The following is a 16,384-nucleotide window of genomic DNA, read 5'->3' as shown; positions in this document are numbered from 1 at the left end:
AAATAATCAGATATATTTGATTATTTGTTTTAAGAATTGCTATATTAGGCAATATCTGAAACACATAAAGCCTAAGTATACAACCAACTTTTCTCCTTGCTTATGTTCAATTATATAAATATACATTATGAGAAAAGTTTACTTGTTGGCTTCGTTCCTTGTGGGCGGCCTAACCTGTACTGTTCCTGCGCAGGCACAACAGCAGGAACGCGTTAAATCGAGTTTAGAAGAAGCTAACGGCTCTCCAAAACTTATAGAATTCAAAAATTCGGGCAATCAAAGCCTGCGGGTAAGTGAATCCAGCCAAGCACTGCGTTCCTATTTAGGTTTATCCGCAGAAGACGATCTCCGGCCAATGCGGCAAAGTGTCGATGAACTCGGTTATCAGCACCAGCGCTATGGTCAGTTTTACAAAGGTGTACGCGTGGAGTATGGGGACTACACAGTGCATTCTAAAAACGGCATGGTGCAGGCAATGAGCGGCGAATTAAAGAAAATTAGGGATCTGAGCACAATTCCTACTGTATCGGTACGGGCTGCCTTGCAACGCGCTATGGCCTTTGTGGGTGCCAAAACATACATGTGGCAGGTACCGGAACAAGAAGCCTGGGTAAAGCAACTGAAAGCAGACAAAAAAGCAACTTTCTACCCCGAGGGTGAGTTGGTAATTGTAAAGAACTACCTAAGCAACGACAAAGACAAGCAGGGCAAAAATGTGTTGGCTTGGAAGTTTGATGTATACGCCCAACAACCTGTTAGCCGCGACTACATTTATGTGGATGCACATACAGGAGAAGTAGTACATAAAGATGCCATCATAAAGCACGCATCAGCTACTGCTACCGCAGCCACGCGTTACAGCGGTTCTAAAACCATAACCACCGATAGCTTCAGTGGCTCCTACCGCTTACGCGACTATACCCGGGGCAGCGGCGTGGAAACCTACAACTGTAACACAGGAACCAGTTATAATAACGCTACTGACTTTACTGACACTGACAATAACTGGACCTCTGGCGAGTATAACAATTCTGCTAAAGACAACGCCGCTCTGGATGCACACTGGGCTGCCCAGATGACCTTCGATTACTTCAAAAACAAGCACAACCGCAATAGCTACGACGGAAACGGTGCAAAAATCAAAAGTTATGTGCATTTCGATAAAAACTACGAGAACGCCTTCTGGAACGGCTCTGTAATGACCTATGGCGACGGTGCGACCCGTTTCGACGCCTTAACTAGCCTGGACGTAGGCGCGCATGAAATTGGCCATGCCGTATGCACCTACACTGCAGACCTGGTCTATAGCTATGAATCTGGAGCGCTTAACGAGGGCCTGTCTGATATTTGGGGAGCTGCCGTGGAGTATTACGCTGCCCCAGAGAAGGCAACTTGGCTGATCGGTGAGGACATAGACAAACAACGCCCCTCGCTCCGCTCCATGATAAACCCTAAGGCTGAGGGCCAGCCAGATACTTACAAAGGTATAAACTGGTATGCTGGTTCTGGCGATAACGGTGGCGTGCATACTAACAGCGGCGTTATCAACCATTGGTTCTACATACTCTCAGTAGGCAAATCCGGCACCAACGATAACGGCGTAAGCTATAACGTGTCCGGCATTGGGATTGAGGAGGCAGCTAAAATCGTATATCGCATGGAAAGCGTGTACATGACCTCCAACTCAAACTATGCTGACGCGCGTGCATTTGCCATAAAAGCCGCTGAGGATTTGTATGGCGATGGCTCTAACGAGGAGATACAAACAACCAATGCCTGGAACGCAGTAGGCATTGGCGGTAAGTATGGCGAAATCTCGTACTGCACCTCGCAGGGCAACAACTCATCTTACGAGTGGATTGCCAGCGTGAAAATCGGAAGCTTCACTAAAACCTCCGGCGCAGCGGGTTACACCGACTTTACAAGCAACACCATAAACCTAAGCGCCGGTAGCAACAATGCCATTACCTTAACGCCTGGTTTTGCAGGCACCACCTACAACGAATACTGGAAAATATGGATTGACTATAACAAGGACGGTGACTTTGATGATGCCGGAGAATTAGCCTTCGACGCAGGCAGCATGAGCAAGTCTGCCGTATCCGGTACGCTAAATATTGCGGCTTCTGCCACTGGCAGCACACGCATGCGGGTTTCCATGAAGTATAACGGTGCGCAAACAGCCTGCGAGTCGTTTAGCTATGGCGAGGTGGAAGACTATACGGTAAGCTTCACCGGCGCTCCGCCAGCCACCTGCGATGTGCCAGCCAGCCTTGCCAGCTCTGGCGTTAGCAGCAGCGGCGCTACACTAAGCTGGGGCGCAGTAACCAGCGCAAACAGCTACAGCATACGCCACAGGCCAACCGGAACATCCTCATGGAGCACAGCAACCAGCACGGCTACCTCTTACGCGCTTAGCGGCCTCACGCCAGGCACAACCTATGAGTTTCAGGTTAGCAGTGTTTGCAGCAGCGGCAGCTCAGCCTATTCCGCATCTGCCACCTTCACAACCACATCGGCTACGGTAAGCTACTGTACCTCCAAAGGCAACAACGCCAACTACGAGTGGATTGATCTGGTACGGTTTGCAGGTATAGACCGCAGCTCTGGCTCCGATGGCGGTTACAAGGACAATACAGCCATGGTTGGCACCGTGGCACCGGGCAGCAGCAATACCATATACTTTAGCGCAGGCTACTCTGGCAGAGCTTACACTGAGTCCTGGAAAGTGTGGATTGACTTTAACAAGGATGGAGACTTTGATGATAGCGGCGAGGAAGTAGTAAGTGGCACCAGCTCCAGTAGCGGCACGCTTAGCGCGACGGTTACAGTGCCATCGTCGGCGGCTCTGGGCACTACCCGCATGCGCGTTTCCATGAAATACCGCACCTCCCAGACCTCCTGCGAAACCTTTAGCTACGGCGAGGTAGAAGATTACACAGTGAACATCAGCAACAGTGCCAACGCAGGCATTACCAGCACGCAAAGTATAAAATCGGATAGGCTTGGCAACGAGCTTGTGGCCACTGACCTGGTATACCCTAACCCGGCAACTGATTACGTGCGCGTATCCTCGGCCTTACGGGGAGCCAGCTTGCGCGTGCTAAGTATAACGGGTGCCGAGATCATGCAGCAGCAATTGGAAGAAGGCAACTACCAGATCAATGTCTCTAACCTTTCCAAAGGGGTTTACCTGATCGAGATATTCGATGGACAGAAACAACACCATCAGCGCTTTATTAAGCAGTAAGCATCCGTTTAAACTTTAATTACACGCCCGGCCAAATCAAATTGGCTGGGCGTGTTTTTTTTACGGCATTTATACTTGGCGGAATTTGGGGCTGGCACAAAACCATACTTTGCAAGAGTTGCTTTTAGCCCAATCAGCGATAATTGACATATTTGTAGCTACAAACTTTAAAGAAAGAGACTATAGAATCTATAATAGGAAAGAACGCGCTGGTGACCGGTGCCGGCAAAGGACTTGGTCGTGCAGTGACTCTAGCGCTTGCCCTGGAAGGCGTGAACGTTGGGCTCATGGCCCGCACCCCAAGCCAACTGGAAGAGGTTGCCGAAGCAGTGAAAAAGTATGGCGTAAAGGCCGCTGTGGTAACGGCTGACGTGACGGATATGGAAGCCGTGAACAAGGCCGTGGACGATGTGCACCAGCAGTTTAGCGCCATCGACATACTGATAAACAACGCTGGCGTAGGCGCGTTTGGCAAGTTTCTGGAGATGGAGCCAGCCAAGTGGGAAAGCATCATCCAGGTAAACCTGGAGGAGCCGTACTATATCACCCGCGCCGTGCTGCCCCAAATGATCGAGCGCCAGACAGGAGATATCATGAACGTATCGTTTACGGCGGGGCAGAAAGGTGCACCGGATAGTTTTTAGATAGTCAGCTTGGCTGTGAGTGAGAACGTTCGCGGCTGCGGATAGTGGCTCAGGTTGTTTCCGGCATTCACCTCGGGGTCCTGGCCGCTATACTTTGTGATGACAAACGCATTTTGCACCGCCGCCGACAGGCTCAGGCTGGCCCGCTCCTTCCATACTTTGCCCAGGTCATAGCCAAGCTGAATGTACTCCAGCCTGGCAAAGGATGCACTTTCGAGGTACATGTTTGAGCCGCTTGGCGCAGATTTGTATCCGTTTTGGACAAACACAGTCGATGTATTATGTTTATAAGGCTCCCGAGCCGTGTATTCATCCATGGTATTATAGACATGGTTTCCTGCCATACCGCTAACCAATAAACCGCCGTTTATCTTGTTGTGTCGCCATTGGGAGTGCACCGACCAAAGAAGCTGTGGATCTGCTGAATAACGGAGCTCTTTGATAGCAATCCCCTCTTGATCAACTACAAATCCCATGGCTGGGTGCCCATCTGAATCGTAGAGCTGCTGATAGAGGCTGAAATAATTCATAGGCTTACCGTTTTCCAGCACCTGCCACCTTCTTTCATCAGTCATGATAAACCTGCTTAACTCTTCCTCAAAAAGTATTTTGTTTTTTAGCGTTGAAAAAGTAGTACCTACACTCCAATATAGCTTGTTATTATCCTTTAAAGTATAGTTTATATTGGTTTCCAGGCCACTGCTCAGCAAAGCACCATAATTTAAAGGCCTGTATATATTCCCCGTTCCATATGTAAATAGCCAGAAAAGTAATAGATCATCCGTTTGGGTGCGGAAGTAGTTTACTGAACCGGTTAATCTACCAGCCAGCATAGACCACGACAAGCCTGTATTATATTTGCTGCTTTTTTCATACTTAGTATCTACAGTGGCTGTTGAACCATTGTCGGGGTAATGCAAACTTAACGTATGATAGTTGGCAAAAAGCCTTAACGAATTGAGCTGCTTTATCAAAGGGAAAAACTTTTCATTAGAAATATCCCAGGCTGCACCAAAGCCACCAGTTATTAAAGAAACATCACTGAAATATTTATCAGACCATGTCTGGTTAACGGCAGTGTTCAATGTATAACGCCCTTTAAAATTGAAAGCACCTTGTGCGTAAAGTTTGTGTGCTTTGTTCTTTTGCATAGTCCAGCGCATTCTCTCGAATCGAGTATAATCCCTGTTCTCTCCTAAACCTTCTCTAACTGTGGTCTCGGTCACCGACTCTAACTTAGAAAGCCCAAAAGAGAGATTTAGTAAACTTTGGCCATCCGTTAATGATTTATCGAGTTTTAGGTAGGCTTCCTGCTGGCTACCACTGTTTTTAATCTCGCTTAAGTTCATCCTGATCTCTGGAGAATATGGATTCGGAAGTTCAGCATCTGTCAATGATTCCACATCATTATCTTGATCATACTTAACATAACGTGCATTTAAACTGAGAGCCGGATAAAAATGAAGCTTATACGAAAGTTTAGCTTGCATCAACTCATGTTCGTTGTCTTCATAAGTATGTTTTTGCTCGAGCAGGCTAAGGGGGTTCGGAAATAAATGACCAAGATAGTTTCCATCATTATCAACATGAGTAAAATAGTTTCCATATTCATTCTGCTGATATACAGGCTGCGTAGGGTTAAACCTTAAGGCCTCTAAGATAGCACGCCGATCAATCAGCCGCTCTTCCTGAAACGTTTTGCGATAAGACAGCTGCAGCGAAAGGTGATCTTTTAGTAATGATGGATTTACAGATGCAGTAAGCGCCGTGCGTTTGTAGCCGGATGTTTCTATAATCCCGTCCGTGTTGGCATGATTGACAGAAGCATAGTATGGCACGTGTTTAAATAGAGTGCCACTAACAGCTAACTGATGATTAAGCCCAAAGGCAGGGCGATAGATCACATCCTGCCAGTCGGTGGATGCATCGCCTAAGCCAGAAGTAAGGTCTGGATACTTCGTCTCGATGAGCTCACGGTAAGCTGCTGCGCTAAGGGGCTTGTCCGATTTTTTACGCAGCTGTGCAAGCGCAGCCGTTACAGAATAACTGACGCCTATACCTTTGCCTTTCGCACCCTTCTTAGTGTCGAGGTAGAGCACTCCGTTTAGTGCCTGCGGGCCATAAGCCGCATTCAGCGCACCATCCTTCACGAACCGAATAGAGGCCAGGTCATCGGGGTTGATAAAATTCAGGTTTGATTGATAGGTGTACCCAAACAGCGATTTCTGGCTCTCTGAAATATAATCCCAAAGTATAGGTTCCTCCAGTACAAAGCCATCCAGAACAACTACCGGCCTGTTACTATTGGTTATTGACGTGCCATAGCGTAGCAGCAGTTGGTTGCCTTTGCCTGGGGCTCCATCCGTATCGGTTACGCGCAACCCGGGTACCCGCCCATCCAGGTACGTATCCGTGAACAGAACCAGTCCTTGGGGCACGCTATCGGGGTGGATGGTTACGTAGGCATCTGTTACTGCGGAAGCCGGCAGTTTAAGGTAACTTGTCTGGAGCGTGTCTGTTTGCTGGGCTTGTGCAAAAACCGAGATGGAGAAAAGGATAGCGCCAAGCCCAAGGCTCCTGCGCTGCTTAAAGCGCGGGCGGGTAAAAGTTTGTTTCAACGTGATAGTATAAAGGTTGTATAACTTCAGCAAAAATAGCATAATTTATATACTAGCACGCCTCTAAAATAAAAAAAGCACAAGCCCTAAGGACTTGTGCTCTTGAAACTTGTTTGCTCCGTTACTGCACGTATTACTGCTTGGCGTACCAGTCGCGGAGCCTGACGTCTATCTTCTTGTTTTTAGCGTTAACCTGCTGCTTAAACGAGGCTACATCGCTCAGGCCATTCTGACCGCGGTAATGATATGGGTAAATAACTTTAGGCTTAAAGTCCAGCACGGCATCGGCAGCCTGGTCTACATCCATGGTGTAAGGCAGATTCATACTTACAAACGCCACGTCTATGTTTTTTAGCTTGCGCATTTCCGGTATGCCTTCTGTATCGCCGGAGAGGTATACGCGTTTGCCACCCATTTCCAGCACATAGCCGTTGCCGCGGCCTTTGGTGTGCCTGGCGTCTGCGCTTTCGGGCAGGTTATACATCGGTATGGCTTTAATATTGATGCCTATCATTGTAACACTTTCGCCGTTCTTGAGCACTTTTAGCTGGCTTTTATACTTCTCTGGCAGCTTGTCGGCAACGGCTTGTGGCACCACCATGGTTACGCCCGTGGTTGGCAGCGCATCAAGGGTTTTGGGGTCCAGGTGGTCGCCATGAATGTCGGTGATCAGGATCAGATTTGGAGCCGCGAGACCCTGAAACGCCTCGGCACCGCCGGTTGGGTCCACGTAAATGGTTTGGCCGTTAAAGCTCAGCGCCAGCGTGCCATGCGTTATTGGTTGCAGCACCAATGGTCCTTGCTTCGTTGCGATGGTATCTGGGGTAATTGTTTGCTGCGCGTGCGCCGTGGCAAGTGCCAAGCCTAAGGCCAGGGTAAGTATGGATTTCAGTTTCATAGTTTTTTATAGTTTGATGTGAAACAGCAAATGCAATCGAATGTTCTGGTACTTTACCAACGCCTTAGTTCAGGCCAACTTTCCCTTTTACGGAGTTGAAGATTTTCTGAGAATCAAAACCAACACCGTTCTTAAAAACTGTTTCGGTTTTGCGAATCTGCCTTACGTCCTTTTCCAGGTCACCATCGATGAGCACCAGGTCGGCTTTCTTTCCTTTTTCAATCGTACCGATCTCATTCTCCCTGCCCAAGTATACAGCACCGTTTAAGGTACTGATCTTGATCGCCTCGGGCAGGCTAAAACCTCCTTCTACCAGCAACTCAACCTGCCGGTGGTTGGAATAGCCGGCGATGGTACGGCCTGCGCCTGTCGGGTCGGTGCCTGCAATCAGCAGCCCGCCTGCATCGTGGAACTGCTTTTCCCAGGCCAGCTCTTTAGTGAACAGCGCAACGCTGGCAGAATCTTTCCCTTGTGCCGCTTTCCATTTGCTCACCACCGATTCCCTAACTTCGGGCAGCAGTGCTGCTTCGCCACCTCCTAAAATGGCCTCACGGTTGGTATAAGGCTCAAATACAGGCAGAGTAGATGTCACCGCCACGCCTTTACTTATTAGGAACTGCTGCAGTTCTTTCATTTTCGGGCTGTTCACGTCTAGCTTCATCAGCGATTGGCGGGCTCCGTCCGGGCAGTCGTTTTCCTGTTTACCGGCAACAAAATCAGTGCTGGCCATAAACCCGTGCTCCAGGTTATCTATCCCAAGCTCGGCTGCCTCGCGGTAAGTAATGGAACACAAGTGGCCGGTAACTTTCAGGTTGCGCTGATGGGCTTCGCGGACAACAGCCTTCAGGTCATCCTTCGTAGCGTGCATATACATTTTGAAGGATGTACAGCCTCTGTCGGCCCAGAAGTTTACGGTTTCGGCGGCGTCTTTGGTGCTGCTAACCGTGTTCAGGGCCGGAATGTCGTAGGCCTTGCGCTCAATGTATGGCGCTGTAATATCCATGTCCGGGCCGATAAACTTGCCTTCCGCGATCAGCTGTTTCAGTGCAAGGTCTGTTTGCGGCTCAATGCTTCCGGCGGTACGAATGGTAGTGGCCCCGGCTGCCAGGTATAACTTTGTGAACGTGCCCGGCATTTGAGCTACGTTAAAGAAATTATCCATCGGGATGGTATAATATAAATGCTCGTGCACCATCACCAAGCCAGGAATAAGCGTTTTGCCGGCGCAGTTAATAACCGTGGCATCTTTTGGCACTTTCACCTTCTTCGCATCCCCAACCTGCTCTATTTTACCCTCGCGAAGTATAACCGTTTGATGCTGTTTGGCTGGCTTGCCCGTTCCGTCAATCACTTTGGCATCTGTGAGGGCGATAACATTTGCTTGCATGGTAATGTACTCGCGCACCTGCGGAGAGAAGGTTTGTGCATGGGCAGCCGTAGTGGCATAGCAAAGGGCCAGCGCGGCTATACAAGCCTTTAAAGAAGATGATATTTTCAGCATGATTTCGGTTTAGAAATACAGGTATACTTACACGGCCACTGGCGCTTTTATACCTGGGTGCGGGTCGTAGTTTACCAATTCAAAATCCTCGAACGTAAAGCCAAAGATATCCTTCACGTCGGGGTTCAGCTTCATTTGCGGCAATGCGCGCGGCTCGCGCTGCAGCTGCTTTTGCGCCTGCTCTAGGTGGTTTAAGTATAAATGCGTGTCGCCGCCCGTCCAGATAAACTCACCCGGCTCCAGGCCTGTCACCTGCGCCATCATCAGTACCAGCAGCGCATACGAGGCGATGTTAAAAGGCACACCCAGAAAAACATCCGCGGAGCGTTGATAAAGCTGGCAGCTCAGCTTGCCCTCGGCCACGTAAAACTGGTAAAAAGCATGGCAAGGCGGCAGCTTCATGTTTTCGATCTCGGCCACGTTCCAGGCGCTTACAATGATGCGGCGCGAGTCGGGGTTGTTTTTGAGTTGGTTAACTACCTGCGAGATCTGATCGATGTGGCGGCCGTCGGGTGTGGGCCAGCTGCGCCATTGCGAGCCATAAACCGGGCCAAGGTTGCCTTGCGCATCTGCCCATTCATCCCAGATAGAAACACCGTTCTCTTTTAAGTATGAAATATTCGTGTCGCCTTTCAGGAACCAGAGCAGCTCGTGTATGATCGATTTCAGGTGTACCTTTTTTGTCGTAACTAACGGGAAGCCATCGGTCAGGTTAAAGCGCATCTGGTGCCCGAAAATGCTGAGTGTGCCCGTGCCGGTGCGGTCTTCCTTCTTCACACCCTTATCCAGGATGTGCTGCATCAAATCTAAATATTGCTTCATGGTAAGTATAAATCGTGAGTAGAAGCTTAAAGATACATATTCTGCGTTACTTCGGAATTGAGTTTTTAGCCCAACCAGGGCAGTAAGTATAACAGGCAGGTGCTTCAGCCTGACACAGCGATTTCAAACCGAAGCAGTTAGGCCTTTCAACGTAAAAGACATTTACTGCCGCTGCCGCAAAGTATACTTGGCTCCCGGCGAACAAAAACAAAGTATAGGAGTTACTTTTGCGTCTGGAAAACAATGCATTCATAAGTATAGAATTCTCTTGAACTACCGCAAACTAAGTTACCTCGTGCTGCTACTGGTGGCCATACTTTCCGCTGTGAGCATATACTTTGCTTCCCAGCTACGTTTTGACTATAACTTCGACAATTTTTTCCCGAAAGGCGATCCTGACCTTGCCTATTATTTTGATTACCGCGAAAAATTCGGAAACGACAACGACTATATTCTGATCGGGCTCGACAACCAGGGCAAAAGTATATTTCAGAAAAATTTTCTGACAAAGGTTGACAGCCTGAGCAGTTTTATGATGCGCCAGCCACACGTGGAGTCGGTGCTCTCTCCTACTACCGTTAAAAGCCCGGTTATCGAGCAGTTCGGCTATTTCGAGATCCCTTATCTGCATACTTCAGAGCCTGAGCGCTATACCCAGGATTCAATAAATATTTACTCATCCCGGGAACTGATTGGCACACTGTTTTCTGAAGATGCCACCGCTATTTCGTTGTTCGTGCAAACCACCGACAACCTCAGCAAAGAAGCCAGTGATACACTAATCACAGCCTTAAACCAAAAACTGGAGCAACTCGATTTAAAGGAACATCATGTGGCGGGCAAGGCGCTGGCGCAATCGGTTTTTGTGGAGAAGATGAAAATAGAGCTGGCTATTTTCATGTCGGCCTCTATTGTGCTGGTTATTTTCTTCCTTTGGATAACCTTCCGGACGGCCTGGGGCGTGCTGGTGCCACTGGTGGTAGTGCTGCTCTCCGTGGTTTGGGGCATGGGTGTGATGGGCCTTTTTAACAAACCAATTGATTTAATGACGGTGCTGCTTCCTACCATTATGTTTGTGGTTGGCATGTCGGATGTGATACACATCATGTCGCGGTATGTTACCGAGATTGGCAACGGTATGGAAAAGCTGCCGGCCCTTAAAATCACTTTAAAAGAGGTGGGTATGGCTACGCTTCTTACTTCATTTACCACGGCAGTAGGCTTTCTTACACTGCTCACCACGGCCATCGTGCCCATCCGTAATTTCGGGCTGTATACCGCTATTTCCATTGGGCTGGCTTTTATACTTGCCTTCACGGTATTACCGGCCATTTTGCTACTCATCAAAAAGCCTAACCCTGTGCGTGCCCGCCGTGTAAGCCTATCGTGGCCCATCCTGCTGCGCACCATGCTGCGTTATGTGCTTGTGCACCCGAAAGCCATACTTGCCAGCAGCGCTGCCGTCATACTCATCAGCTTGCTGGGCATTAGCCAGATAAAGGTAGATACGACGTTACTGGAAGACCTGGGCGATGACGACCCGATCATTCAGGATTTTAATTACTTCGAGCAAAAATTCTCTGGTGTTCGGCCTTTCGAGATGCACCTGATAGCGGCTGATGGCCACACCATGTATGACCTGGAGGTGCTTGAGGAAATCAGCAAAATTGAGGAATACCTTTACGGAACTTACGGGCTAAATTTCATCTCCTCGCCTGCCACTGTGGTTAAAACCCTTAACCGGGCGCAAAATGGCGGCCTGCAAGAGTACTACAGTCTCCCGGAAAACACGCGCCAGTTGCAAAGTATAAAGCGCCGCCTGCAGGCTTACAAGAACCGGAGCGAGCTGCGCAGCCTTGTAACCGCCAATGCCTCGGAAGGCAGGCTCACCGGTAAGATGAAAGACATCGGCAGCGCGCAGGCAACTATCCTCAACGACTCCTTAGAAAGCTATATCAGCCAGAACATAAACCCTACGCTGCTAAAGACACACTTTACTGGCAGCGCGCTGCTGATGGACAAGAACAACGCTTACGTAACCAGTAACATGATGCAGGGCCTGTTAATTGCCTTTGCCGTGATTGCCGTGATCGTAGGGTTGATCTTCCGCTCGCTGCGCATGGTTGTAATCTCCCTTATCCCGAACATCATTCCGCTGCTCATGATCGGGGGCCTGATGGGCTTTATGGGCATCAACATGACCGTTTCGGTTTCCATCATCTTCACCATTGCCTTCGGTATCGCCGTAGACGACACCATTCACTTCCTGAGTAAGCTTAAGCTGGAACTGGTATCGGGCAAATCGCTGCCGTATGCTATTAAGCGCAGCTTTATCTCGGCGGGCAAGGCAATAATTATCACATCCTGCATCCTGGTGGCTGGTTTTATGACGCTGGTGCTCTCCACTTTTGATGCCACGTATTATGTGGGCCTGTTTGTGAGCCTTACGCTGGTTTTTGCCGTGGTGGCCGACCTGTTTCTGCTGCCCGTGCTAGTGCTTCTCTTCTACAAGCATCCTAAAAAAAATTAGGCCTAATCCAATAAGGATGACCATATTTGCGTGTAAATTACAGAAACAGTAACACGAGCGATGAAGAAGAGAATATTGGTGATGGCGCTGCTATGCCTGTGGTTTGCAGGGGCACAGGCGCAGGAAGAAGACAAATTATCGCGGCTGATGAGTGAGCGCGAGCAGTTGGTTTTAGAGTATCAGTACTACAAACAGCAGACCAGCAGCTTCTGGGGCACGCAGTCTAAAAAAGACCTGATCAACATTATCGAAACGCTCCGAAAGATCATCAACAAGGATTCTGAGCTAATCGGGGCTGTAAAAGAGCAAAGCATCCGGCAGATTGCCACCAGCACCGTAGAAAACAACCGCGCCAGTAAGCTAACCATTGTAGACCAGCGCAATTTTGAGAACCAGATCAGCAGCCTGAAAGGCGAGGTAAAAGTACTGCAGACAACACTCAAAAAGCGCGAGCGCGCTATTAAAGACCTGGAAAGCCAGTTGCAGGCGACTTATGAGATAAAGTATGGTAAAGACAAGGTAATATCTATACTTGGTGTAACCTGCTTCATACTATTGCTGTATGCCGTTTTTCTGCAGGTGCGCCTGAGCAATGCTAAAGCCAAAGTCCGCAAGAAAAAGAAAGTATAGTTTAGTGTGCTTTCACAATAGTTGAATTATCAGCAGCCGAAATGCTGTTATACTTTATGCAACGCGCTGTGGCTGATAAAGCAGTTATACAAGTTTTCTACCTTTAAAACATACATCAACGACAAAGGCTGGGGCAACACGACCAGCCTTTCTTTTTTACATACATGAGCGAAATACTATTTGAACTGAAGCAGGTACAGGAACTGCTAAAAATTGAACAGGAAGAAGATCGCCAGCAATATAAAATCAAAAGCCTGAAGAGCACCATTGCCGAGCGCAAGGCCATGGGTTTCTGCTGGTACCCTGTCACGATAAACAAGGAAGAGCTGGGCTTCGGCAACAAGGTTGTGGTAGAGTTGGAGCGTACCAAAGACCGCGATCAGTTGCATCTGTTCCAGGTGGGCAAGGCTGCCTCGCTGTTCAGCAACGGCGGCGAACGGCAAAGTCTGAACGGCGTGATTGTGGGCCTGAAACGCAATAAAGTGCTCCTGGCCACCAACAAGGAAGACCTCCCCGACTGGGTGGAAGAAGGCCGCCTGGGCGTGGACCTCACCTTCGACGAGATGAGTTACCGCGAGATGGAGATTGCCATGAAGAAGGTGATTGAAGCCTACAAATCCAGGCTGGCGGAGCTGCGCGATATTATACTTGGCGATGTGCCCGCACAGTTTACGGATGCCACCATGCACGACATCCCGGCGCTAAACCCCTCGCAGAACGAGGCGGTGCGCAAGATTGTGCAGGCAAAGGATGTGGCGATTATACATGGCCCTCCGGGCACAGGCAAGACCACTACGTTGGTGCAGGCCATACTTAAAACCTTGGAGTCGCAGCAAAGGCTGTTGGTAACGGCCCCCTCCAACACAGCCGTGGACCTGCTCACCGAGAAATTGGCAAACGAGGGCGTGAACGTGATCCGGATTGGTAACCCGTCCAGGGTATCGGATGTGCTGTTGGAGCATACTTTGGATGCCCAAATCATGGCGCACCGCTCGTACAAAAACCTGAAAGAGTACCGTAAGAGCGCCGAGGAATACCGCCGCATGGCCTTCCAGTTCAAGCGCAAGTTCGGGCATGAGGAGCGGGCACAACGCCAGCTTTTCAAACTGGAAAGCAAACGCCTGCTGGAAGAAGCCGACCGGATTGAAGAGTACATAACCGAGGACCTCCTAAACAACGTGCAGGTAATTACCTGTACGCTGGTGGGCGCAGCTAACAAATCCATTCGCCACCTGGAGTATGACACCGTGTTTATTGACGAGGCGGCACAGGCGCTGGAACCAGCCTGCTGGATTCCCATCTCCAGAACAAAGCGCGTGGTGCTGGCCGGCGACCATTGCCAGCTTCCGCCAACCGTAAAGTCGTTTGCGGCAGAGCAAAAAGGCCTGAGCAGAACTTTGTTTGAGAAATGCATCGAGCGACAGCCCAACGTTTCCGTGATGCTGAAAACCCAGTACCGCATGCACCACCACATTATGCAGTTCTCTAACCAGCAGTTTTACAACGGCGAGCTGGAGGCCCACGAAAGCGTGCATAGCAGCGACCTGCACGCATTTAATTCGCACTTTGCCCCAGGCTTGGCGGTTGAGTTCGTGGATACGGCCGGCTGCGGCTACAACGAGGTGGAGACGCCTGAAAGCAGCAGCTCGGCAAACCCCGACGAAGCCAAGCTGCTACTAAACCACCTGGCCCATTTACTCAAAGACTATACTTCTGGTGATGAGGAAGTGGAGCACCTGCGTATTGGCGTGATAGCCCCCTACCGTGCCCAGATCAATTACCTGGAGGATAAGGTTGAGCATATGCCGCTGTTGCACGAACTGCGCCTGCAGCGCCACCTATCGGTGGGCACCGTAGACAGTTTTCAGGGGCAGGAGCGCGACATCATTTACATCAGCATGACGCGCAGCAACGAGCAGGGCGAGATTGGCTTTCTGGCGGATATGCGCCGCATGAACGTAGCCATGACACGGGCCAAAAAGAAACTGGTGATAGTCGGCGACAGCGCCACCCTTAGCCAACACCCTTTCTACGCTTCGTTCCTGAATTACGTAGAAAGTATAAATGCTTACCGCAGCGCTTGGGAACTACAGGAACTGATGGGCTAGCCAAGTAGAAATCTGGAACAAAGGCTAGAGTTCTGTGGTATATTTTTTAACTTCAACCTTTGAAATTTTAAACAGAGCAGATGAAAATTGAAAAAAACAAAGTAGTAACACTTACTTACGAGTTGCGCATACTGGACGAAAACGGAGAGCCAAACCTGATTGAGACGGCAGATAAAGAACAACCAATGGCTTTTATCTACGGCATGAGCGGCTTGCCCGAGCAGTTTGAGCAGCAACTTGGTGACCTTAGCACTGGCGATACTTTCGACTTTAAACTGGATGCTGAAGGAGGTTACGGTGGCTACGATGAAAACGCGGTAGTGGACCTGCCAAAGCAATCTTTCGAAATTGAAGGCGCCGTACCAGCAGATTTGCTCGAGATCGGTAACTACATCCCGATGACGGACAGTGAAGGCAACCAGCTTCAGGGCCGCGTTATCGAGGTAACAGATGAGATCGTGAAGATGGACTTTAACCACCCGCTTTCAGGCAAGGAGTTATACTTTAAAGGTAAAGTTGAAGAAGTTCGTGATGCTACCCCTGAAGAAATTGACCATGGCCATGTGCATGGTGCCGGCGGTCATCACCACTAAGATTTATAAACCAATGTATAGAACGGGCAGCCAGGGTATAACCTGTGCTGCCCGTTTATATTGTAGGCCCCTATAGTTTTAGGGGTTTGGGCTTTCAAGTCTGCATATTCCGCAGGCCTATTTTAAAAACCCTACATCAAAGCCGGATAAGCGCTTTAGCTACATAACCTTCAAGGTCTGGAAAGAAAGCATCAAAGTCCGCCTGGTAAAAAGTATAGCGTGCCTTTAGCTCGTCACCAGCTGTTTCCATACCAGACGTAAAAGCTGCACGGCGGCTCATGCCCTCGAAAGCCTGTGCCAAACCATGAAATTCGGCATATGACTCCAGCCAATTCTGGCGTTGCATGTAGGGGAATAGCTGCTGCATGCGCGGTGGCAGAACATCATATTGCTGTTGAATGGTAGCGTATGCCTGTTGCACAAATGCTGTTAGAGGCATGCCGGCATACTTACTGAAATTTCTGGCCAGAAAATGATCATAGTACATATCTGCTATAACCGGTGCAAACTTTTTATACTTCGGGCGCAGCCGGGCTTTAGTTTCAGCCACTACTGGATGCGTATCGGTATACGTATCAATGAGCCGGTGCAAACGGATGCCCTTGGCGATGCCAGTCGGGTATAACTCAACTTGTTTGCCTTTAACGGCATCAGCTATAAAATTGCCTACTAAAAGTTGTTCATCGGAGCCAGACAAGTAGATGTGGGCCAGGTAGTTCACGTATTTTTAACAAAGGTAGAAAGTATAAACATGCTGCTGTGCCTATTGTTTTAGCGGTGTTTCCGGGCC

At 49.3% G+C, this 16,384-nt stretch carries 11 protein-coding genes; 6 read left to right on the top strand and 5 right to left on the bottom strand.

The window, feature by feature from the left end; translation table 11 throughout:
• Positions 1-127 precede the first annotated feature (127 nt).
• Together D1627_RS06235 and D1627_RS06230 are read left to right on the top strand one after the other, a co-directional pair.
• Positions 128-3,250, top strand: a complete 3,123-nt coding sequence (locus D1627_RS06235) for a M4 family metallopeptidase (RefSeq protein ID WP_119431374.1) — start codon at positions 128-130, stop codon at positions 3,248-3,250.
• A gap of 212 nt (positions 3,251-3,462) precedes the next feature.
• Positions 3,463-3,894, top strand: coding sequence for an SDR family NAD(P)-dependent oxidoreductase (locus D1627_RS06230; protein WP_262697018.1), 432 nt, complete (start codon positions 3,463-3,465; stop codon positions 3,892-3,894).
• On the opposite strand, the gene D1627_RS06225 is transcribed toward D1627_RS06230, so the two are convergent.
• From D1627_RS06225 to D1627_RS06210, 4 genes are all read right to left on the bottom strand, one after another.
• Positions 3,891-6,512, bottom strand: a complete 2,622-nt coding sequence (locus D1627_RS06225; RefSeq protein WP_158607152.1) for a TonB-dependent receptor plug domain-containing protein — start codon at positions 6,510-6,512, stop codon at positions 3,891-3,893. The genes D1627_RS06230 and D1627_RS06225 overlap by 4 nt on opposite strands.
• A gap of 133 nt (positions 6,513-6,645) precedes the next feature.
• Entirely contained in the window at positions 6,646-7,410 is a 765-nt protein-coding gene (locus tag D1627_RS06220) for an MBL fold metallo-hydrolase (RefSeq protein WP_119431371.1), read from the bottom strand.
• 64 nt (positions 7,411-7,474) lie between these two features.
• A complete protein-coding gene (locus D1627_RS06215; RefSeq protein WP_119431370.1) occupies positions 7,475-8,911 on the bottom strand; it encodes an amidohydrolase family protein in 1,437 nt (478 codons plus the stop codon).
• A 27-nt stretch (positions 8,912-8,938) separates the two neighbouring features.
• Positions 8,939-9,733, bottom strand: a complete 795-nt coding sequence (locus D1627_RS06210; protein WP_119431369.1) for a thymidylate synthase — start codon at positions 9,731-9,733, stop codon at positions 8,939-8,941.
• A gap of 268 nt (positions 9,734-10,001) precedes the next feature.
• Between D1627_RS06210 and D1627_RS06205 the strand changes: the two genes are divergently transcribed.
• The 4 genes from D1627_RS06205 to D1627_RS06190 all read left to right on the top strand — a co-directional run bounded on the left by D1627_RS06205 (position 10,002) and on the right by D1627_RS06190 (position 15,594).
• Positions 10,002-12,263 carry an efflux RND transporter permease subunit gene (locus D1627_RS06205; RefSeq protein ID WP_119431368.1) on the top strand — a complete coding sequence of 754 codons (2,262 nt, stop codon included), beginning with the start codon at positions 10,002-10,004 and terminating at the stop codon, positions 12,261-12,263.
• A gap of 60 nt (positions 12,264-12,323) precedes the next feature.
• Entirely contained in the window at positions 12,324-12,893 is a 570-nt protein-coding gene (locus D1627_RS06200; RefSeq protein WP_119431367.1) for a hypothetical protein, read from the top strand.
• A 164-nt stretch (positions 12,894-13,057) separates the two neighbouring features.
• The gene (locus tag D1627_RS06195; protein WP_119431366.1) at positions 13,058-15,001 is read left to right on the top strand and encodes an AAA domain-containing protein; all 1,944 of its coding nucleotides are present in this window, start codon (positions 13,058-13,060) and stop codon (positions 14,999-15,001) included.
• Between the two features lie 80 nt (positions 15,002-15,081).
• Positions 15,082-15,594 carry an FKBP-type peptidyl-prolyl cis-trans isomerase gene (locus tag D1627_RS06190; RefSeq protein ID WP_119431365.1) on the top strand — a complete coding sequence of 171 codons (513 nt, stop codon included), beginning with the start codon at positions 15,082-15,084 and terminating at the stop codon, positions 15,592-15,594.
• Positions 15,595-15,730: 136 nt separating this feature from the next.
• Here D1627_RS06190 and D1627_RS06185 read toward each other — a convergent pair whose 3' ends face one another.
• Positions 15,731-16,315 carry an acyl carrier protein phosphodiesterase gene (locus D1627_RS06185; RefSeq protein WP_119431364.1) on the bottom strand — a complete coding sequence of 195 codons (585 nt, stop codon included), beginning with the start codon at positions 16,313-16,315 and terminating at the stop codon, positions 15,731-15,733.
• Positions 16,316-16,384: the final 69 nt, after the last annotated feature.

The sequence above is a fragment of the Pontibacter oryzae genome (assembly GCF_003576375.1).
Taxonomy (GTDB): Bacteria; Bacteroidota; Bacteroidia; order Cytophagales; family Hymenobacteraceae; genus Pontibacter; species Pontibacter oryzae.
The sequence above is the reverse complement of the archived record's forward strand: the minus strand, read 5'-3'. Positions and strand labels throughout refer to the sequence as shown.

Bases quoted from the DNA above. Each gene is read 5' to 3' on its own strand.
- D1627_RS06235 (WP_119431374.1), top strand. From the start codon at position 128: ATGAGAAAAGTTTACTTGTTGGCTTCGTTCCTTGTGGGCGGCCTAACC.
- D1627_RS06220 (WP_119431371.1), bottom strand. From the start codon at position 7,410: ATGAAACTGAAATCCATACTTACCCTGGCCTTAGGCTTGGCACTTGCC.
- D1627_RS06215 (WP_119431370.1), bottom strand. From the start codon at position 8,911: ATGCTGAAAATATCATCTTCTTTAAAGGCTTGTATAGCCGCGCTGGCC.
- D1627_RS06210 (WP_119431369.1), bottom strand. From the start codon at position 9,733: ATGAAGCAATATTTAGATTTGATGCAGCACATCCTGGATAAGGGTGTG.
- D1627_RS06200 (WP_119431367.1), top strand. From the start codon at position 12,324: ATGAAGAAGAGAATATTGGTGATGGCGCTGCTATGCCTGTGGTTTGCA.
- D1627_RS06195 (WP_119431366.1), top strand. From the start codon at position 13,058: ATGAGCGAAATACTATTTGAACTGAAGCAGGTACAGGAACTGCTAAAA.
- D1627_RS06190 (WP_119431365.1), top strand. From the start codon at position 15,082: ATGAAAATTGAAAAAAACAAAGTAGTAACACTTACTTACGAGTTGCGC.